Source organism: Pseudonocardia sp. ICBG1034 (assembly GCF_020131375.1).
Taxonomy (GTDB): Bacteria; Actinomycetota; Actinomycetes; order Mycobacteriales; family Pseudonocardiaceae; genus Pseudonocardia; species Pseudonocardia alni.
On the sequence record NZ_JAHLEK010000019.1, the window covers coordinates 126,241 to 144,105 of the forward strand.

Genomic DNA, 17,865 nt, shown 5'->3' on the forward strand with positions numbered 1-17,865 from the left:
AGACGAACCGCGACTAGCCTGTCCCGGACGTGGGCACGGGCAGTAGCATGCGGGCGTGACCGAGACCGAGAGCAGACCGGCACGGCGCACCGGCCGTCCGCCATTGACCGACCGCGCGACACTGCTGGCCGCTGCACGCGAGCTCGGCTTCTCCGACCTGACGGTCGGCGCGGTGACCGCCCGGGTCGGCGTGAAGTACTCCACGTTCTACCGCCACTTCCCCAGCCTGGAGGCGCTCGTCGCCGCACTGGTGGACGACGTGGTGACCGACGACGTCTTCCCCGCGACCGACGAGGGCCGGTGGCAGGAGCAGATGCTGGCGTTCGCGGCGGCGACGTTCGACGTGATGGCCGAGCACCCGGGGCTCGCGCCCGCGATGGTGCGGCTGCCGGAGTCCCCCGACGCGATGATGTCGGCGTTCCGGCGACTGACCGACCGGCTGCTGGAGGCGGGCTTCACCGCCGAGGACGCGGCGCTGGGCGCCTCGACCGCCATCCAGATGGGAATGCAGCCGTGGCTGACGGCCAACTCCTCCGGCATCGGGGACGTGCGCCGGCGCGACCAGGTGCTGGAGTCGGCCGAGCCGTTCGACGCCCAGATCCGGTCGGTGTTCCGGGACCGGATCGACGACCCGCCGCGCAGCTGGACGCTGAGCCGCGTCGAGCTGGTCGTCGCCGGGCTGGAGACCCGCCTGGCGTCCTGACCCCCGACACGACGACGCCCGGGGTGCTTCGCGTGAGCACCCCGGGCGTCGGCGTCGGATCAGGCGGTCAGGTGGGAACGACCTGGTCCGCCTGCGGACCCTTCTGACCCTGGGTGACCTCGAAGGTCACGGTCTGCCCCTCGTCGAGGCTGCGGTATCCGGAGGACTGGATCGCGCTGAAGTGGACGAACAGGTCCTGCCCGCCTCCGTCCGGCGTGATGAACCCGTACCCCTTCTCCGCGTTGAACCACTTGACGGTTCCCTGTGGCATCCGGATGTCTCCTCGCGTCTTGCCGGTTCCTACGGGGTGGACATTAGCCGTACCGGACCCCGCCGTGCTACAGGCGACGTGCGATCGGGTATCGGCGCGTCGCGCCGGGCGTCCCGTTCGCCCGTTTCCCCGGGGTCCCCGGCGCGCTCAGCCGAGGATCGCGGCCAGCACCAGCCCGCCGCTGGTCGCGACGAAGGACAGTCCGCTGAAGACCCGGAACACCGGGTGCCGGACGACGTCCGGTCCCCAGGCCATCGGCAGGAACAGCGCCGGGTTGACCCAGGTCCCGAACACCAGCACGGCCACGAGCCGGCCCGGCAGGTCCGGTGCGGCCAGCCCGACGGCGACCAGGATCAGCCCCATCAGCACGAAGTCGAGGTGCGCCTGCAGCAGCCGGCGCGGCTCCACGATCCCGATCCGCCGCCACGCGTCGGGGCGGGTCACCGACACGACCACCGCCCAGCCCAGCATCGCACCGAGAGCGAGCTCGACGAGCCCGATCCGCACCATCGCGTCCATCCGGTGATCATGACGGTCGGCCGGCGACGGACCGGCACCGGCTCACCGGCGCGGGATCAGCCCGCCAGCGTAGAGCGCCCACGCCACCAGCAGCGGCTGCCCGGCCAGCCGAGCGGCGCGCTTCGGGTCGGTGTCGAGACCGAACCCGTCGACGCGGTTGCGGTACTGGGAGACGTTGCCCGGGAAGATCGCGGTGAAGAACGCCGCGGCCAGGCCGCCGATCCGGCGGCGCTCCCTCGGGAGGCCGGCCAGCGCGGCGCCGAGCGCGATCTCGGCGGCCCCGGAGAGCAGCACGACGTCGTCGGTGTCCATCGGGACCCACGGCGGCACCTGGGCGCGGAACTCGCGACGGGCGAAGGTGAGGTGCGAGGTCCCGGCGAACACCAGCATCGCGCCGAGCGCGAGGCGGGCGACGTCCTGCCGGGTGCGGGTGGCCGTCGTGCGCGTCATGGTCCGACCGTGCCACGACCTGGGCGGGCGCGCCGGACCGCACCGCCGGGTGCCCCGTCAGGGACGCTCGCGCAGCTCGATCCCGGCCGGGGTGGTGGCCCCCGCCAGCCCGCAGACCAGGTCGAGCTCGGCGACGACGTTCTGCAGCACCTGCGCGACGCCGCGGGCCCCGTCCAGGGCGAGCCCGTGCACGATCGGGCGCCCCAGCAGCACGGCGCGGGCGCCGAGCCGGACCGCGGTCGCGACGTCGGCCCCGGTGCGCACCCCGGAGTCGAGCAGCACCGGCAGCGCGTCGCCGACGGCGTCGACGACACCGGGCAGCGCGTCCAGCGAGGCGACCGCGTGGTCGATCTGGCGGCCCCCGTGGTTGGACACGACGACACCGTCCACACCGGCGTCGGCGGCACGGCGGGCGTCGTCGGGATGCAGGACCCCCTTGAGCAGGATCGGCAGCCGGGTCCGCGAGCGCAGGGTCGCCAGGTCCTCCCAGGACAGCCGCGGTCGCGAGTAGACCCGCAGGAAGGTCTCCACGGCCGCCCGCGGGACGGGCGAGCGCAGGTTGTCCCGGAACCGTCCCGGGGCGTTGCGGGTGATCTCGAGCAGGGTGCGCACGGCCTGCGGGGTGACCCTCGGCGGCGCCCCGGCCGACGGCGCGGCGAGGGTCTGTTCCACCAGGCCGCGGAACACCGGGTCGGAGGTGTACTGGGCGATCCCGATGCCGCGGGCGAAGGGCAGGTGGCCCAGGTCGAGGTCGCGGGGGCGCCAGCCGAGCATCGTCGTGTCGAGGGTGACGACCACGGCGTCGCAGCCGGAGGCCTCGGCGCGGCGCAGGAAGCTGTCGACGAGCTCGTCGGAGGTGGACCAGTACAGCTGGAACCAGGTGGGGCCACCGACCGCGGCGATGTCCTCCATCGGCGTCCCCGCCTGGTTCGAGATCACCATCGGGACCCCGGCGGCCGCGGCTCCGCGGGCGACGGCGAGGTCGGCGCCGCGCCGGACCAGGTCCAGTGCGCCGATCGGGGCGAGGAGCAGCGGGGCGGGCAGCGTGCGGCCGAACAGCTCGACGGTGAGGTCGCGCTCGCCCACGTCGCGCAGCACCCGCGGCACGATCTCCCGGCGGGCGAACGCCGCACGGTTGGCGCGCATCGTGGTCTCGGCGCCCGCGCCGCCGGTGACGTAGGCGTCGGCGCGCCGGCTCATGGCCCGCCGCGCGCGACGCTCCAGCTCGTCGGGACCGGTCGGGACCCGGGGACGGGCGCCGGAGACGCCCTCGCGGTAGATCCGTTCCTGCCGAGCCCGGCCCGGTGCCGTCATGGCGCCCTCCCCCGTCGTCGCGCGGTCAGCCTACGGGCCGCGCCGCCCGCCCAGGACGGACGCGGGACCGGACCGCGTCCAGGGGGCGGCGGGCCGGACGGTCACCGTCCCCGCAGGTCGGCGAGGGTCAGGACCTGCCCACGGATCCCCCAGCCGCCATCGGCGACCTCGTCGACGAGGACCATGGTGTTGGCGCGGACGTCGTCGCCGAAGGTGGCGGCGTAGAGGTCGGTGACCTTCTCGACGAGCTCGCGCTTGGCGTCGGCGTCGAGCAGGCCCGCCGGGACCTTGAGGTTGGCGAACGGCACGGGTGTCTCCTGTTCCGGGTGGACGGTCGGGTACGGCGTGGTGGTCAGTGCGGGTCGGCCGCGTTGAGGCGGGCGACGACCTCGGCGTACTCGCCGCGGGCCTCCGCGTGGCGCAGCGGCAGCACCCGGTCGACGAGCACCTCCCCGCCCGGTGTCGGGGCCTGGAGCAGGGTCAGCACCTCGGCGACGAAGTCGTCGAGCGGCATCGCGATCGGGCTGTCCTGCTGGCCGGGCATCAGTTCCGTCGCCACCGACGGCGGCACGATCTCGACGAGCTCGACGCTGGTGTCGGCGAGCTGCAGGCGCAGCGACTCGGTGAGCATGTGCACCGCGGCCTTGGTGGCGTTGTAGCTGGGCGTCGCGGCGAGCGGGACGAAGGCCAGACCGGACGACACGGTGACCACCGACGCGACCGGCCGTCCCCGCAGGTGCTCCACGAGCGCGCCGATCAGCCGGATCGGGCCGAGCAGGTTGGTGGTGACGACCTGCTCGGCCGAGGCGAGGAAGCCCTCGGGGCTGTGCCAGTCCTCGACCCGCATGATCCCGGCCATCGCGACGAGTACGTCGAGGTCGGGGTGCCGGTCGAGGACCTCGGTGACGGCCTTCGTGACGCTCGCCGGGTCGGCCGTGTCGATCTCGACGGCGTCGAGGCCGGGGTGGGCGGCGACGAGCTCGTCGAGCAGGTCGCGCCGCCGGCCGCCGAGGACCACGGTGTTGCCCCGCTCGTGCAGCGCCAGGGCCATGGCGAGTCCGATACCGCTCGTCGAGCCGGGGATGAAGACGGTGCGTCCGGTGATCTGCATGTCCCCACCGTCGCCGCGCGGCGGACCCGACGGCAGAGACCGGTCATCGGGGGATCGCCGGTCCCTGGTTGCCCGGCGGGTGCCCACGGATACTCGATGCCGTGGACCGAGCAGCCCTGGCCGACTTCCTGCGCCGGCACCGCGCCGGCCTCCGCCCCGGCGATGTCGGGCTCCCCGACGGGCCGCGCCGGCGCACGGCGGGGCTGCGTCGCGAGGAGGTCGCGACGCTCGCGGTCATGTCGACCGACTACTACACGCGGCTGGAGCAGCAGCGCGGCCCGCAGCCGAGTGAGCAGATGCTGGCGTCGCTGGCCCGGGCGCTGCGGCTGGGCGGCGAGGAGCGCGACTACCTGTTCCGGTGCGCGGGCCGCAACGCGCCGGCGTCGGGCCCGGTGTCCGAGCACGTGGCCCCGGCACTGCTGCGGGTCCTGGACCGGCTGCACGACAGCCCGGCCCTGATCCTGACCGTGCTCGGCGAGACGCTCGTGCAGAACGACATGGCCCGGGCGCTGTTCGGCGACCACACCCACCACACCGGGCTCGCCCGCAGCGAGGTCTTCCGCTGGTTCACCGACCCGGACGCCCGGCGCATGTATCCGCCCGACGACCGGCCCCGCCAGAGCCGCGCGCAGGTGGCGACGCTGCGGGCGGCACTGGCGATGCTCGGGCCCCGGTCGCGGGCCGGGGAGCTGGTGGAGGTGCTGTCGGAGCGCAGCCCCGAGTTCACCGCCCTGTGGGAGCTGCACGAGGTCGGGCGCCGGTTCGCCGACCACAAGACGCTGCTGCACCCCGAGCTCGGCGAGCTGGAGGTGGACTGCCAGGCGCTGTTCACCGAGGACCGGTCCCAGGCGCTGCTCGTGCTCACCGCGGCGCCGCGCAGCGAGACCGGACGACGCCTGGAGCTGCTCCGGGTGATCGGCAGCGAGCAGTTCAGCGCGGGCTGACCCGGGTACCGGTCATGCGTTCAGGCGCACCGGGAGCGCCGTGAGCGCGTGGATCAGCGTGCTCTCCCGGTACTGCCCGGGGGCGCCGGCGAGCGCCATGTCCGGGAACCGCGCGAGCAGCGTCCGGAACGCGACGTCGGCCTCGAGGCGGGCCAGCGGGGCGCCGAGGCAGTGGTGGATGCCGTAGCCGAACGCGAGGTGCCCGGAGGTGTCGCGATCGGGGTCGAACCGCTGCGGGTCCGGGTAGCGCCCGGGGTCGCGGTTGGCCCCGATCAGTGAGACCAGCACGACCTCGCCGGCCGGGATCGTCACCCCGGAGTACTCGACGGGCTCGTCGGTGAAGCGGATCGTGGCGAGGTTGACCGGTCCGTCGTAGCGCAGGAACTCCTCGACCGCCTGCGGCACCCGGTCGGGGTCGGCGCGCAGCCGGGCGTGCTGGTCGGGGTCGCGCAGCAGCGCCAGCATGCCGTTGCCGATGAGGTTGACCGTGGTCTCGTGCCCGGCGACCAGCAGCAGGAACGCCATCGCGGTGACCTCGGTGGAGCTGAGCGAGTCGCCGTCCTCCGAGGCGCGGACGATCTCGGACAGCATGTCGTCGCCGGGGTGGGCGGACTTGTCGGCGACGAGCTCGGACAGGAACTGCGCCATCGACGCGGCGGCCGCGGCGCGCTCCTCGTCGGGGCCGCTGGAGAGCAGCAGGTTCGACCAGTGCCGGAAGTCCTCGCGCCGCTCCCCCGGGACGCCGAGGATCTCGGAGATGACCGTCATCGGCAGCGGGAACGCGAAGTGGTCCAGCAGGTCCAGCTCGGGACCCGCCTGCTCGGCGGCGTCGGCGAGCTCGGTGGCGATCTGCTCGATCCGCGGCCGCAGCCGGGCGATCGCGCGGACGGTGAACGCCCGCCCGACCAGCTTGCGCAGCCGGGTGTGGTCCGGTGGGTCGGCGTTGAGCATGTGCCCGACGAGCGAGTCGGCGAACTGGCGGAACGAGGTCGCGCCGTGTCGCTGCAACACCTCGGGCAGCCGCCGGGAATCCTTCCGCAGCCGCGGGTCGTTCAGCGCGGCGCGGGCGTCGTCGTAGCGGGTGATCATCCAGAACGTCAGCCCGTTCGGGCCGGTCGCACGGGTGACCGGACGCGCGTCGCGCAGCTCGCGGTAGAGCTCATCGGGATCGTCGAAGAAGTCCTGGTCCAGCACCACCGGCCGGGTGTCGTGGTCGATCGTCATCGTCGGCTCCTCGTCCTGGGTGACCTCGGCTCTCGCCAGGATTGCACTCCTCGTGCAAAAATGCACCCGTGAGGAAAGGGACGGAACGTCGGCCGTCGGCCCGGGAGCGGAACCGGCGGTCCATCCTGGACGCCGCGCAGGCCGTGCTGCGCGAGGACCCGGACGCCTCGCTCGACGAGGTCGCGGCCCGCGCCGGCGTCGTCCGGCGCACCGTCTACGGCCACTTCACCAGCCGGCACGACCTGGTGGTCGCACTCGTCCGGGCGGCGTCGGCGGACTTCGTCGGACAGGTCGGGGAGGTCGACCCCGACGCACCCGACCCGGCCGGCGAGCTCGCGGCCACCCTCCTGCGCACCTGGAGCACGTCGCGGCGCTACGGCCCGGTCATCGCACTGGCCCGCCGGACCGCCGACGACGAGATCCGCGCCGCGATGGCGCCGTTCCACACGATCATGATCCGGCTGCTGGAGAACGGGCAGCGGGCCGGTGTGTTCTCCCGGCACGTCGCGGCCCCGGTGCTGGCCGAGGTGCTGCAGGCGGGGTCGATGGCCTACCAGCACGCCGCACAGGACGGGCGGTGGGACGGCGACGAGGCCGACGTCGCCCTCGGGCACCTGCTGACCCTCGGGGTCCCCGTGGCCGACGCGCGTGCCGCCGTCGCCCGGGCGCGGGCGGCTTGACCTCGACCCGACTCCAGCTCCCACGGTCGCCGGCATGTTCACCGACGAGGAGGTCAGCTACCTGCGCGGCCGGCGGATCGGCCGGCTCGCGACCGCACGACCGGACGGGACGTTGCAGGTCGACCCGGTCGGGTTCGGCGTCACCACGACGCTGGGGACCATCGCCGTGGGCGGGTTCCGGATGGAGCGCAGCCGCACGTTCGGCAACGTCGCCGCCGACGGTCAGGTCGCGTTCGTCGTCGGCGACGTGCTCTCGACCGCGCCGTGGCGGGTGCGGTTCGTCGAGGTCCGCGGACGAGGCGAGGCACTGACCGGGCCGATGGACCCGGCGGGCGGCCGACGGGGTCGAGGGCGATCATCCGGATCCGTCCGACCCGGATCCTCAGCCTGGCACTGTCCCCGGAGGAGCAGCGGATGCACCCGCACGAGGCGCGGCTCCGGGCGCGCGACGTGGGCTGGGACCGGCTACAGCATCGCGTCGATCTCGCCGCGGTGGAACGCGAGGGGCGTGGCCGGGAACCCGTACCGGTCCTGGTGCCGTGTCCCCGAACCGCACCACCCGCAGCGGCCCACCGCGTCGTAGACCGCCCGGCCCTCCAACTCGGCCCGGCGGGCCGTGACAGCGCGGTCGGCGCGGGTGGGCCGCGGGGCCGACCGCCGCGCGGGGCTCGCCGTCGAGCGGCCGGACAGGCGGGAGTACAACCAGATGCCCGCCACCGGCAGCGCGACCAGACCGGCGGCGACCACGACCCACTGCAGGACCCCGATCACCGTGCCGACGACGAGGACGGCGAGCACGACGATGCCGATCGCCTGGGCGAGCTTGAGCACGAGCTTCGACATCTCGGGATCCTCCACGTCCGGTGTGGGTGCTTGCGGTCCCGATGTCGCGATGTCGAGTCGTCGCGTTACTCACGGGCGTGTCCGGCCCGGACGTCACCCGGTCACGTCGCGGACGTCGGTCCCCTGCTCGGCGAACGCCTTGAAGTCCTCCATGTGCTGACGCGACTGCCGACGGAACACGCCGCGCAGCAGGGGCGCCGTCAGCCGCATCCCGACACCGCCGAACCGGAACTCGTTCTCACTCACCCAGAGCGTCACACCGGGACCGGGCTCGGTCAGCCGTTCGCGCGCGGCGTTCCACATACCCTCGGCGACGATCTCACGCTCGAAGTGGACGACCCGGTCGTGCGGGACACCCCGCAGGTCCGTCGGCTCCCGGCGGGTGATCGTCTCGGTGCACTCCGTCGTCCGACCTCCGCTCCGCAGGACGACGCGCGACTCGGTACCGACCTGCCCGTGTCCCCCGCTCAACGGTTCGTGCGCGACGAGTCCGCGCAGCCAGCTCGGCAGGTGGGCGGGATCGGCGAGCAGGTCGACCACCCGCTCCCGAGGCAGGGCGATCTCGATCGAGACGGTGTACCTCACGGCCGCGCCACCGCCTCCAGCCAGGCGGACCAGGTGGCGGCCAGGGCGTGCCGGTCCGCGGGCCCGGTCTCGTGGTGCCCGACGGCCGTGCCCATCCCGATCAGGGACCGGTCATGGACGCGGACCAACGCGGAGCCGGTCCGGATCCCGAGATGGGTGCCCGTCCTGATGTCCACGATCCCGGAGCCCACGGGAGTGTCGACGCGATCGCCCTCGCGGGGGTCGCCCAGCGCAGCGAGTACGTCCTGCCAGACGTCCCGGCGCGCCGGGGCCTCCGCCTCGGCGTAGACCGCGGGACGACCGGCGAAGTGCCGGAGGTACTCGCCCAGCGTGAACAGGTAGAGATCCCAGCCGAGGCCGGTCATGGTCTCCCACTCGTCGCCCCAGTCCTCCTCGCGGATACCACTGTGGACGAAGCGCAGCACCGCATTGCCGCCGCCTGCCGCCTCGACGACGTACTCGACGGACTGGGTACCGAAGCGCTGTTCCAGACGGTGCGGCGGCTCCTCGACGACGTCTCCGGAGGCGGCGTCGACGGTCATGAACCAGCCGGCCTGCCCCTCGGGGGTCGCGATCGCCCGCCACACCTCGTCGGGCGAGGCCGGCAGCGCGACCTCGCGGCGGATCTCGAATGTCATCTTTCGTCCTCCGGAGGAAGGCTCGGGTGGAGAGCGACGACCAGGCGATGGGGCCTGCCCTGCTCGGAGTGGTACCTGGCGACGAGCGCGCGTGTCGCGTCGCCGAGCTCGCGCGCGAACGCCGCCCGGTCCGCCGCGGTGGCAAAAGTGATCTCCCCGTCGACGGCGAACGTGGCGACCCGGCGCCCGCGGGCGCCCGTGACGAGTCGGCCGACCTCGCGGAGCAGGCGGGCCGCCAGTGCGAGGAGCCACTGGGCCGACAGCGCGTCCGGGGACCGGCCCGGGTCCGGCGCGACCAGCACCCACGCCTGCGGGGAGATCACGAACGCGTCGGCCGTCGCACGGAGGACCCGCTCGGTCATGTTGCCCCGGCGGCGTTCCTCCACGAGCTCGACGAGGCCGTGCGCCTCCAGCGCCCGGAGGTGGTAGTTCACCTTCTGCCTGCTCATGGCCATCGCGGAGGCCAGGGAGGTGGCTGAACCGGGCTCGCGGAGCAGCCTGAGCAGGCGCGCACGCACAGGGTCGAGAGCGACCGCAGCCACCGCAGGATCCTCGATCACCGTCATCTCACCGGACACCGGAGGAGTGTTTCGCCGACGACAGATCTTGTCAAGGAAGCGTTCGTTGTCGGCGCAACGCGCGGCGGCGCGGTCCCCGGACGCAGGACCGGAGCCCGGGCCGGAGACCCCGGGACACACAGCCACCCCCGGCGCCCGTCGAACGGGATGTCCCGGGAGTCGGTCGCGGCTGTGTCCGCCGGCCCGCCGGCAGAACGGGTGGCGGGCGGACCTGGCAGCCGACCTCGTCGATCCGAGGGGCCGGCGGCACGACGCCACAGCTGCTCGTGAGCGGCCTACCGTGTCGCCCATGTCCGACACCTGGCTGTCCGATACCCGCTCGTCGTACGACACCGACGCCGCCGGATACGCCGAGAAGGTCCGTGGCCTGCTCGACGAGCGTCCCTACCTGCGCGCGGGCCTCGGATTGTTCGCCGAGTCGGTGCACAGGGCCGGTGGCGGCCCGGTCGCCGACGTCGGCTGCGGCCCCGGCTACGTCACCCGCCACCTCCAGGACGCCGGAGTGGACGCATTCGGCATCGACCTGTCACCCGAGCTGATCGCGATCGCACGCCGCGACCACCCCGGGCTGCGCTTCGAGGTGGGGACGATGACCGACCTCGACCTCGCCGACGGCTCGGTCGCAGGCCTCGTGGCGTTCTGGTCGATCGTCCACGTGCCCGACCACGCCCTACCCGGGGTGTTCGGACAGTTCCACCGAGTGCTGCGCCCCCGAGCACCGCTGCTCGTCGGCTTCCACGTCGGTGACGAGAGCCGACACACGTCCGAGGGCTACACGGGCCGACCGGTCACCATCGAGAGCCACCACCGCCGGCCGAGCACGGTGGCAGCCCGGCTCCGGGACGCGGGGTTCACCATCGATGCCCACCTCGTCCGACCGGATGAGGACGTCCCGGGGGCCATGATCTTCGCGCACACCCGACCCTGATCGCAGCTCGGCTCCGACCGCTCTCGCTTCCGCACGACGGTAGCGACGCCGATGGGCGACACCAGTCACTCCGCCCGTCAGGCCGCGGACCGGACCAGCCACCCGACGATCGTGATTCGCCACCCGGGTCACATCACTGACCTCGGGAGAAGCTCCTCCGATTGGACTCGAACCAATAACCGCCCGAACCAAGATCCACAAGGGCAGTTGTCGGTCGACGTCTGCCGTTGACCATCCTGCGCTGCGGCGACTGCGAGAGTTGGTCTGCGTCGATCGCCGACGGAGTGCATCGTTCGCCGTTGATTTCTGGGGGTTCACTGGGGGCGACACCGGTGTTCTGCACACGGCTGGGCAGACTTCCCTAATGGCGCTTGCTTCCCGGTCTCCGACATCGTCGAAGCCCTATTGGTCGACGCCACTGGCACAGACAGCTTCTGGCTTTGGTGTCACCTTATTGTTCGTTGACCGATCGGGTCGACCCACGAGCGATTCCGTATAAAGTTATCAACGACCGTATCGGAATGCGCGGGAACACGACAGATCCATTGCCAAGGGCGACGACCACCCAACCTCGTAAGAGTGATGGGCGCGACCTACGCCAATACTTTAGATTGGCCTTCAGAGCGTACGGTCCCTCTGCGGCATAGGCGTCGGGAACCGGTCTTATCCGATTGACAGCAGTACGAGTGCTTAGCACCCACCTTGCTGTTGCGTTCGGCGCTAGCGAGAAAGGAAGATTTGCCCCTTCGTAGATATCGGAGTTCTCGAAGTACACAATCGGCGAATAGACAAACATGAAGGTGAAGCCGAGCGAGATACTCACGACGTCAGTTGCTTGAAACCCGCTGTTAGTCAGAGAAACCGTCATTGGCGTATCGTCGCCGACAAGTCGCCGCGGGAGTTTTGCGCTACCCGATACTCGTACGCCTTGACGACGGTACGTAGCGAGGGATACCACCAGCGAAGCGAGCGCAACCAAGAGCGCCAATCCGGCGATTGCCGGCGTAACCCATTGTACTGAAGTATCCATATCTGCAAATCCACTCAATAGGTCAACGTGCGGTCAGAAGCAACCGGCGGTTGTGATCTGAACCGTCGCAAGGCCCCCTGGGCGACGACCCGTATTCCGCAGCAGCGCTGCGACATAGACGCGTTGTCCTCGACCTAACCGGGCAGCCGGGTTCGACTGGCTCCGCTCGCCACGTGGATTCGTTATTCATCCTCGCTAGCGCCATTACGAGATTGATGGCGGCCGACCGTGATGCCGGTACCACCACTAACTGTGTTTCCAAGGAAGACCGAGCCGCCTTCTCCCACTCGCATAGTGCCGATGTCGAAACTGCCGCTTCCAGCTCCAAGGAACTTTTCGGTCAGTTGAGCAACAACACGTGCCACGGGTGCGAGATGAGGCAGTAGGAACACTACGAATATAATGGAGGCAATGATTGCTCTTGGCGAAAATTGAAGAAACTCCCCAAACACACCAGTAACGGGGATCACGTCGAAAATTGTAGGGGCGAAGAATAGCACGACCCCCCACAAGAAGAATGGGCGGACATGAGCGCGATCGTCCTCTCTTTGAGCCACGTCTCGACGCTCGAACTCCACATCCTCAGTAGGATTGCTAGACCGGGGACCGCTCCATGACAACCAGTCGCCACCATCCGCGACAATCAAGAACGTAATTGATTCTCCTGGTCCGAGGTACCCGACCTCCGCAACACGCTCGGTGCTCTCGTCGCCAGACTCCGAGAGATCTCGGAAGTCAAGTTCCGGTTCCGGCTCGGGTACTGGATAGAACTCAAGTATTTTAGCGTCTGTCGCGGCCGGGAACCGCAATCTGTGCTTACGCACGCCGGATTGACTGTCATTAGTGACCGAGCAGTATATCGTCGCCAAAGAGGAAACCTCACGGCCGGCATACTGCACCGATATTCGCGCCCGAAGTTCGGGCGGCGCCCCTACTGCTTCGGCGTCAACGATCGAACTCCAGGTCAGCCGCCGCATCGCGCGTCGGGCAGAGCGGCGGTTTATATAGAGGGTTGCCCCTAGAGTTAATAGCGCCCCGACGACGGCAAGGAATATTTTGCCTCCGAGACTATCCGTAAAATCAGCTGACTGAGCCAGAATCTGGTTTGAGTTCACGGGTAAGACTCCCTTGCTCGTCCTTGATAAGTCGATACGGACAACCTCACCGTTACAGACGACGCAGCCGATACCTTGCGACCCGCCGCCACGCCGTTGTCAGCAGAGACGGGGCCGTCATGGCGCCGGATGCGCCCCGCGCGGCCCGGTCCCCCGTGCCTGCTGAGTGCCATCCCGTCGACCTGCTGCAAGCCAGCCGCGCGGACGGCTGTGGGCGGCCCCCGACGCGACCGCCGGCCGACTTCGTCTAGCTCCGCCCACGGTCGGCCGTGTGGTAGCCCGGAGGGAGGTCGACGGGATGGCACGGCCCCTCCATCCCGGAGACCTGCCGCCCGGCGAGGGCAGTTGTAGCTTGCTAGGCAACACACTGTCGCCTGACCGGGACCGTCAGTCTGGCAACATGCCCGCTATGGAGACGCCGGAGTACGAACGACGCGGAGTAATTGAGTATCTAGAGTCCCAGTCTGGCGAGGACTTCTCTGTAGACCACGTCGAGAAGATCGCGACTGAGAGCATCTTGGGCACGCAGTATGATGTATGGGACGCGCACACAAACGAAGGTCGTTGGTGGGTAATAACTCCCCCAACGAACCTCTACAGTCAAGATCATGTTCGCAGCATGGACATCGCACTTTCGTTTCACATTGGCCTGATGACACGAATGATGGCTCGTGATTCTATAGACTTTCAGCCTGATGGATCTAAAGCATGGGTTCTTGAAGTTCTGCGGCGCTTAGAGACGGCCCGCGATAGCCTAGAGCAGGCTCGGGAGATCGAGGACGTACAGGCGGTTGGAATGCGACTGAGAGAGGTCCTGCTGACCTTAACGGCGAAGCTTAGAACTCTCCGAATCGAAATTCCGGCGACGGTTTCCACTCCGGACCAGGATGGCAACTTCAAAGGTTGGGCCGAGGTGTACGCGTCTGCCCTTGCGCCCGGCGCATCGTCTGCTCGATTGCGAAAACTTCTCAGATCGCAGAGCGACCACGCTTGGGAATACCTCGGATGGCTAACTCATGCTCGTAACGCATCGATTCTTGACGGACGTCTGGCGTACATAATTACCGATGCGGTGGTCGAGACATTCATGCTTGCTGTAGCCCGCACGGAAGGCGAACCGCTCGCACGCTGCCCGGAGTGCTCGTCCTACCGGGTGGCTAGGCAGCATGAGGCCAGAGGCACTTGGATTCAGGTTTGCAGTACCTGCAACTGGTCGGGTCCTGCGGAGCCGCCGCGTCCTCTCGACGAGGAATACAGGCAGATAGAGGACAGTGTGGAGGAATCAGAATGCGTCACACTGGAAGACTTCGGCATTTACCTCACTCCCGCTCAGGCACGTAAGGCACTACAGCATTCAGCTCTTCGAGCGGAAGAGGCTAACGATCAGCCTGCGTGGTCGAACCTGTTCGCCGTCAGCCTCGGTGAAGCGGGTTCAGTTCATGATGTTCGCCGCATTACTTACTCAAGCTTCGTTGGGACGTCCGCGGCAGGCGCCGAGCTAACCTACAGTTGCAGCGAAGAGAACTGCGTGAATCCCCAGCATGCTTCTGAGATGCAGCTCCCGCTGGACTTCGATTGGCTACCAATGATCGTCGAGGAAGTGCGGGTTTCACACGGAATAGTGCATCTCGAAGCAGCAGGACGAATTGATGGCCGTAGGGCGCTCGAAATTGAGATGCAAGCCTTAGATCGCTTCGGCATCGCCGATGCAAGTCAGCTGCTTGAGCGAGTCGTCTTCGTGGGACGCCGATCCCGCGACGACAACGATGTATTGGTCGTGCCCGGGTCTCGACGTACCAGCCTCACCGGCGGATCGCCCATCAGGGCATCGTTCTCCAGGGTCGATTCTTAAGGCGATCCGGCGGGTCGCGCGGCGCGCGCGGGGACCGGCCGGAGGCCGCACGCCCAGTGCGCTCCGAGCGACGCGGCGCCGGAGGCGCCGCCTTGATACCGAATGGAAGATCTAGACACGGCGAACGCTGTCGCCGTCCTAGGCCCCGGTCAAGGTGCTACGAGCTGCACGCCGTCGTGGGCGCGAGAGGCGGGCTCGTCGGTGAGGGCGTCGAGGACGCGGACGGCGTAGGCGGGGTCCATGTGCTCACGGACCTGGTCTGGGGTGAGCCAGTCGACGCGGCGGGACTCGTCAGTGGTGGTGGGCTCGCCGCCGGTGGGTCGGCAGCGGAAGACGAGAGCGACAATGCCGCGGGGCAGGTTCTTGTAGGCGCCGGTCAGCCGCTCGACCTCGACGGCGATGCCGGTCTCTTCGACGACCTCGCGGCGCACGCCCTGCTCGAAGGTCTCCCCCAGCTCCAGGACCCCACCGGGAGGCTCCCAATGGGAGTTGTCCCGACGCTGGATCACGAGGATGCGGCCGTCGTCGCGCACGACGATTCCGGCGACACTCACGGAATGCTTCGGCGTGCCGGTCATGACTACCGCCTCCCTGGTTGACAGCGAACGCTAGGCTACCCGCTTGTCTATGGGAGTGGAGAACTGCGTGCAGCTCGGCGAGATCAATCGTCAGGACGGCCGGCCGCCGTACCGGCAGATCGCGGACCACCTGCGGTCGGCGATGGACCGTGGCGAGCTGACGGCCGGTGACAAGCTCCCGTCCGAGGCAGAGCTGACCCGGCACTACTCGGTCGCGCGGATGACCGCTCGCCAGGCGATCCAGGAGCTGCGAACCGAGGGGCGCGTGGTCGCCGAGCACGGGCGTGGGGTCTTCGTGCGAATGCCCGCCCCCGTGCGGCGGCTCGCGTCGGACCGATTCGCGCGCAAGCACCGCGACGCTGGGCAGGCCGCGTTCCTCGCCGAAGCCGACAAGGCCGGTGTGCGCCCGTCGGTCGACCAGATCGAGATTGACCGGGCTACTCCCCCGACTGAGGTCCGCGAACGGCTCCGGCTCTCCGACGATGAGCGGGTCGCGGTCCGGTCCCGGCGCTACCTCGCCGACGACCGTCCCATCGAGGTCGCCACCTCGTACCTGCCGCTGACCATCGCCGAAGGCACCGCGATCCTGGAGGCCAACACCGGGCCCGGCGGGATCTATGCACGCCTGGAGGAGACCGGGCACGTCCTCGACCACTTCGTCGAGGAGGTCACCGCCCGGATGCCCACCGCCGACGAGCGCCGTCGCCTGGAGCTCCCCGACGGCGTCCCGGTCCTGGTCGTCGTCCGGACCGCCTACGACACCGCCGGTGTGCCCGTCGAGGTGTGTGACACCGTCAAGGCAGCCCCCGCGTACGTGCTGGAGTACGACATCCCTGCCCGCTGACCTGGTGCAACACAGGTTGGACAGACTGCTTGTTGCAACTCGTCTAGACGTGCTCTACTCTCGACAAGACTCCCCTAGACGTCCAGTCATGAGGAGCCGCGAGAGGAGAGAGCGATGAGGGATCTTCCGGTGGTGCTCGACGGCTACAAGCTCACGGTGGTGGAGCCGCCCGCACCCAAGACCCGACAGGACGCCAACGGCGCCGAGGTGCCGGTGACCGACCGGGACGGGGTGACGCAGTTCGTGGTGTCACTGTTCGCGAAGCTCCAGGTCCAGGCGGGGCAGCGGGCCCCGAAGGGCGAGGAGATCAAGGTGACCCTGACGACGGACCCCGGTGAGGGGTTCGGGGAGGACGCCCGGGTCCAGCTCATCGACCCGAAGATCAACCCCTACTCGATCGAGTCCGCGGACGGTCGCACGGTCTCGGGGATCGCGTTCAAGGCGATGGGCCTCAAGCACGCCCACCCCGCTCCCGCGCCGATGCGCCGGGGCAAGGACGACGAGAACCACTCCTGACCGACCTCTGAGTCGTCGGTGCCGCCCGCGGTGATGTGCGGGCCGGCCGCCTGATGTAGCGGCCCACTTTCTGTCACCGGAATGGTGTTCCGGCAATTCCCAGTAATTCCGAGACGGGGACACCTGTGTCCTCTGCCAAGGGGTGATCTGCGGTGGTGTGTGGCGAATGCAGCGGTAGCCGGGCGTGCGATGTGTGCGACGGCTACGGCGACTCGACCTGCGGTGTCGAGTGTGTGGCGTGTGGTGGTTCCGGGGTCTGCCCGGGCTGCTTCGGAGACGGCGAGACCAGCAGCCCCACGGCGGCTCTGGTGGAGATGGAGATGACGCGATGAGCACAACGACGAACGCCCGCCCGCGGGTGACGACCGGAGTCGGCCGCCTCGTCCGACGGCTGGAGATCGAGCGGCGCCGCTGGGCCCGCACCGAGCACCCCGTCGTGGCGACGGAGCAGGCGTGGCGGGCCGGGGTCGCCGAGGGCCTGCGGCTAGCGCAGCTCGCCATCCGCAAGGGGGTCTGAGAGGTGGCGATCAACCTCGGAGCCAGAGACCGGGTCAAGACCCTACCGAAGGTCAACCGGCGCGCGCTGCGCAAGTACGGCGAGTTCTGGCGGGCATTACAGCTGGTCGGAGACGCCCTCGCCGAAGCCGACAAGGTCGCCGCTAAGGCCACCGACTCCAAGACCAAGCGGAGCAGCAAGGGGATGTCGGCCAAGACCGGCGCGCACGGGGAGCACTGGTCGACCGCCTCGCCGGAGGAGATCCGGGCCTCGGCCAAGACCGCACACGCTTCCCTGCGGGTGATGGCCTCGGCGGCGAAGAAGTGGGAGGCCGAGTTGGTCTCCCGCGAGTGGAGGAAGTGATGTCGAAGGCTGTGGATCGCACCGTCGAGGAACTCGATGCCGCGATGCGCGAACTGCGCCGGAGCCTGCATGGGATTCCGTATCGGACGGGTGGGTTCAAGAACACCCACGACAACCTCGCCCGCGACGTCGCCCACCTGACCGTCCACCTGGACTCAGCCCGGGGCGCCCTGCGCGAACAGAAATGACCACCTGGGTGGTGGGGTCGCCCGCTGCACTGATTCTTGGCGGAAACACACAGCGGGCGCCCCTGCTACCCGACAACTCTCGTGAGGACTGGTAG

The 17,865-nt window shown here is 69.5% G+C and carries 24 protein-coding genes; 11 read left to right on the plus strand and 13 right to left on the minus strand.

All coding sequences use genetic code 11. The annotated features are described in order from the left end of the window. The first annotated feature begins 55 nt into the window (after positions 1-55). Positions 56-703 carry a TetR/AcrR family transcriptional regulator gene (locus tag KPF22_RS20640; protein WP_208824269.1) on the plus strand — a complete coding sequence of 216 codons (648 nt, stop codon included), beginning with the start codon at positions 56-58 and terminating at the stop codon, positions 701-703. A 67-nt stretch (positions 704-770) separates the two neighbouring features. On the opposite strand, the gene KPF22_RS20645 is transcribed toward KPF22_RS20640, so the two are convergent. The 6 genes from KPF22_RS20645 to KPF22_RS20670 form a co-directional block, all read right to left on the minus strand. After that, positions 771-974, minus strand: coding sequence for a cold-shock protein (locus KPF22_RS20645; RefSeq protein ID WP_020624259.1), 204 nt, complete (start codon positions 972-974; stop codon positions 771-773). A gap of 147 nt (positions 975-1,121) precedes the next feature. Next, on the minus strand, positions 1,122-1,493 hold the full coding sequence (locus tag KPF22_RS20650; protein ID WP_208824267.1) for a hypothetical protein: 372 nt from the start codon (positions 1,491-1,493) through the stop codon (positions 1,122-1,124). A gap of 42 nt (positions 1,494-1,535) precedes the next feature. Next, positions 1,536-1,943, minus strand: a complete 408-nt coding sequence (locus KPF22_RS20655) for a hypothetical protein (RefSeq protein WP_208824265.1) — start codon at positions 1,941-1,943, stop codon at positions 1,536-1,538. A gap of 57 nt (positions 1,944-2,000) precedes the next feature. Continuing rightward, positions 2,001-3,257: an alpha-hydroxy-acid oxidizing protein gene (locus KPF22_RS20660; RefSeq protein WP_208824262.1), complete on the minus strand. Its 1,257-nt coding sequence runs from the start codon at positions 3,255-3,257 to the stop codon at positions 2,001-2,003. Positions 3,258-3,358: 101 nt separating this feature from the next. Continuing rightward, a complete protein-coding gene (locus KPF22_RS20665) occupies positions 3,359-3,565 on the minus strand; it encodes a 4-oxalocrotonate tautomerase family protein (protein WP_062401599.1) in 207 nt (68 codons plus the stop codon). 44 nt (positions 3,566-3,609) lie between these two features. Then, positions 3,610-4,368, minus strand: a complete 759-nt coding sequence (locus tag KPF22_RS20670; RefSeq protein WP_073574054.1) for an SDR family oxidoreductase — start codon at positions 4,366-4,368, stop codon at positions 3,610-3,612. Between the two features lie 101 nt (positions 4,369-4,469). On the opposite strand from KPF22_RS20670, the gene KPF22_RS20675 reads away from it, so the two are divergent. Further along, positions 4,470-5,312, plus strand: a complete 843-nt coding sequence (locus KPF22_RS20675; RefSeq protein WP_224403049.1) for a helix-turn-helix transcriptional regulator — start codon at positions 4,470-4,472, stop codon at positions 5,310-5,312. Positions 5,313-5,324: 12 nt separating this feature from the next. Here KPF22_RS20675 and KPF22_RS20680 read toward each other — a convergent pair whose 3' ends face one another. Next, the gene (locus KPF22_RS20680) at positions 5,325-6,536 is read right to left on the minus strand and encodes a cytochrome P450 (RefSeq protein ID WP_073574056.1); all 1,212 of its coding nucleotides are present in this window, start codon (positions 6,534-6,536) and stop codon (positions 5,325-5,327) included. 68 nt (positions 6,537-6,604) lie between these two features. Here KPF22_RS20680 and KPF22_RS20685 point away from each other — a divergent pair, with 68 nt between their 5' ends. Beyond that, positions 6,605-7,216 (plus strand): TetR/AcrR family transcriptional regulator, encoded by a 612-nt coding sequence (locus KPF22_RS20685; RefSeq protein WP_208824256.1) that lies wholly within the window; start codon positions 6,605-6,607, stop codon positions 7,214-7,216. A 34-nt stretch (positions 7,217-7,250) separates the two neighbouring features. Next, positions 7,251-7,799 (plus strand): PPOX class F420-dependent oxidoreductase, encoded by a 549-nt coding sequence (locus KPF22_RS20690; protein WP_224403050.1) that lies wholly within the window; start codon positions 7,251-7,253, stop codon positions 7,797-7,799. Here the strand turns inward: KPF22_RS20690 and KPF22_RS20695 are convergent. The 4 genes from KPF22_RS20695 to KPF22_RS20710 all read right to left on the minus strand — a co-directional run bounded on the left by KPF22_RS20695 (position 7,682) and on the right by KPF22_RS20710 (position 9,848). After that, positions 7,682-8,059, minus strand: a complete 378-nt coding sequence (locus KPF22_RS20695; protein WP_224403051.1) for a hypothetical protein — start codon at positions 8,057-8,059, stop codon at positions 7,682-7,684. The two genes, KPF22_RS20690 and KPF22_RS20695, sit on opposite strands and share 118 nt — an antisense overlap. Before the next feature lie 93 nt (positions 8,060-8,152). After that, positions 8,153-8,644 carry an SRPBCC family protein gene (locus tag KPF22_RS20700; RefSeq protein WP_224403052.1) on the minus strand — a complete coding sequence of 164 codons (492 nt, stop codon included), beginning with the start codon at positions 8,642-8,644 and terminating at the stop codon, positions 8,153-8,155. Continuing rightward, the gene (locus KPF22_RS20705; protein WP_224403053.1) at positions 8,641-9,282 is read right to left on the minus strand and encodes an SRPBCC domain-containing protein; all 642 of its coding nucleotides are present in this window, start codon (positions 9,280-9,282) and stop codon (positions 8,641-8,643) included. The genes KPF22_RS20700 and KPF22_RS20705 overlap by 4 nt, the downstream gene beginning before the upstream one ends. Continuing rightward, positions 9,279-9,848: a helix-turn-helix domain-containing protein gene (locus tag KPF22_RS20710; RefSeq protein ID WP_224403123.1), complete on the minus strand. Its 570-nt coding sequence runs from the start codon at positions 9,846-9,848 to the stop codon at positions 9,279-9,281. The genes KPF22_RS20705 and KPF22_RS20710 overlap by 4 nt, the downstream gene beginning before the upstream one ends. 301 nt (positions 9,849-10,149) lie before the next feature. On the opposite strand from KPF22_RS20710, the gene KPF22_RS20715 reads away from it, so the two are divergent. Continuing rightward, positions 10,150-10,788, plus strand: a complete 639-nt coding sequence (locus tag KPF22_RS20715) for a class I SAM-dependent methyltransferase (protein ID WP_224403054.1) — start codon at positions 10,150-10,152, stop codon at positions 10,786-10,788. A gap of 1,212 nt (positions 10,789-12,000) precedes the next feature. On the opposite strand, the gene KPF22_RS20720 is transcribed toward KPF22_RS20715, so the two are convergent. Then, positions 12,001-12,933, minus strand: a complete 933-nt coding sequence (locus KPF22_RS20720) for a hypothetical protein (protein WP_224403055.1) — start codon at positions 12,931-12,933, stop codon at positions 12,001-12,003. A 409-nt stretch (positions 12,934-13,342) separates the two neighbouring features. Here KPF22_RS20720 and KPF22_RS20725 point away from each other — a divergent pair, with 409 nt between their 5' ends. Beyond that, the gene (locus tag KPF22_RS20725; protein ID WP_224403056.1) at positions 13,343-14,785 is read left to right on the plus strand and encodes a hypothetical protein; all 1,443 of its coding nucleotides are present in this window, start codon (positions 13,343-13,345) and stop codon (positions 14,783-14,785) included. Between the two features lie 149 nt (positions 14,786-14,934). Here the strand turns inward: KPF22_RS20725 and KPF22_RS20730 are convergent, their stop codons facing one another. After that, positions 14,935-15,339, minus strand: a complete 405-nt coding sequence (locus KPF22_RS20730; protein WP_238589899.1) for an NUDIX hydrolase — start codon at positions 15,337-15,339, stop codon at positions 14,935-14,937. Positions 15,340-15,412: 73 nt separating this feature from the next. Here KPF22_RS20730 and KPF22_RS20735 point away from each other — a divergent pair, with 73 nt between their 5' ends. From KPF22_RS20735 to KPF22_RS20755, 5 genes are all read left to right on the plus strand, one after another. Further along, positions 15,413-16,207 carry a GntR family transcriptional regulator gene (locus KPF22_RS20735; RefSeq protein ID WP_224403057.1) on the plus strand — a complete coding sequence of 265 codons (795 nt, stop codon included), beginning with the start codon at positions 15,413-15,415 and terminating at the stop codon, positions 16,205-16,207. 114 nt (positions 16,208-16,321) lie between these two features. Then, positions 16,322-16,723 carry a hypothetical protein gene (locus KPF22_RS20740; protein WP_073575871.1) on the plus strand — a complete coding sequence of 134 codons (402 nt, stop codon included), beginning with the start codon at positions 16,322-16,324 and terminating at the stop codon, positions 16,721-16,723. Between the two features lie 328 nt (positions 16,724-17,051). Then, positions 17,052-17,240 (plus strand): hypothetical protein, encoded by a 189-nt coding sequence (locus KPF22_RS20745; protein ID WP_224403058.1) that lies wholly within the window; start codon positions 17,052-17,054, stop codon positions 17,238-17,240. Positions 17,241-17,243: 3 nt separating this feature from the next. Further along, positions 17,244-17,582, plus strand: coding sequence for a hypothetical protein (locus KPF22_RS20750; protein ID WP_224403059.1), 339 nt, complete (start codon positions 17,244-17,246; stop codon positions 17,580-17,582). Beyond that, positions 17,582-17,770, plus strand: a complete 189-nt coding sequence (locus KPF22_RS20755) for a hypothetical protein (protein ID WP_161152823.1) — start codon at positions 17,582-17,584, stop codon at positions 17,768-17,770. Before KPF22_RS20750 ends, KPF22_RS20755 begins: the two co-directional genes overlap by 1 nt. Positions 17,771-17,865: the final 95 nt, after the last annotated feature.

Coding starts and splice junctions, on each gene's coding strand:
- KPF22_RS20695 (WP_224403051.1), bottom strand. CDS start 8,059: ATGTCGAAGCTCGTGCTCAAGCTCGCCCAGGCGATCGGCATCGTCGTG.
- KPF22_RS20670 (WP_073574054.1), bottom strand. CDS start 4,368: ATGCAGATCACCGGACGCACCGTCTTCATCCCCGGCTCGACGAGCGGT.
- KPF22_RS20660 (WP_208824262.1), bottom strand. CDS start 3,257: ATGACGGCACCGGGCCGGGCTCGGCAGGAACGGATCTACCGCGAGGGC.
- KPF22_RS20655 (WP_208824265.1), bottom strand. CDS start 1,943: ATGACGCGCACGACGGCCACCCGCACCCGGCAGGACGTCGCCCGCCTC.
- KPF22_RS20650 (WP_208824267.1), bottom strand. CDS start 1,493: ATGGACGCGATGGTGCGGATCGGGCTCGTCGAGCTCGCTCTCGGTGCG.
- KPF22_RS20710 (WP_224403123.1), bottom strand. CDS start 9,848: ATGACGGTGATCGAGGATCCTGCGGTGGCTGCGGTCGCTCTCGACCCT.
- KPF22_RS20745 (WP_224403058.1), top strand. CDS start 17,052: ATGAGCACAACGACGAACGCCCGCCCGCGGGTGACGACCGGAGTCGGC.
- KPF22_RS20645 (WP_020624259.1), bottom strand. CDS start 974: ATGCCACAGGGAACCGTCAAGTGGTTCAACGCGGAGAAGGGGTACGGG.
- KPF22_RS20690 (WP_224403050.1), top strand. CDS start 7,251: ATGTTCACCGACGAGGAGGTCAGCTACCTGCGCGGCCGGCGGATCGGC.
- KPF22_RS20735 (WP_224403057.1), top strand. CDS start 15,413: ATGGGAGTGGAGAACTGCGTGCAGCTCGGCGAGATCAATCGTCAGGAC.
- KPF22_RS20715 (WP_224403054.1), top strand. CDS start 10,150: ATGTCCGACACCTGGCTGTCCGATACCCGCTCGTCGTACGACACCGAC.
- KPF22_RS20680 (WP_073574056.1), bottom strand. CDS start 6,536: ATGACGATCGACCACGACACCCGGCCGGTGGTGCTGGACCAGGACTTC.
- KPF22_RS20740 (WP_073575871.1), top strand. CDS start 16,322: ATGAGGGATCTTCCGGTGGTGCTCGACGGCTACAAGCTCACGGTGGTG.
- KPF22_RS20725 (WP_224403056.1), top strand. CDS start 13,343: ATGGAGACGCCGGAGTACGAACGACGCGGAGTAATTGAGTATCTAGAG.
- KPF22_RS20755 (WP_161152823.1), top strand. CDS start 17,582: ATGTCGAAGGCTGTGGATCGCACCGTCGAGGAACTCGATGCCGCGATG.
- KPF22_RS20705 (WP_224403053.1), bottom strand. CDS start 9,282: ATGACATTCGAGATCCGCCGCGAGGTCGCGCTGCCGGCCTCGCCCGAC.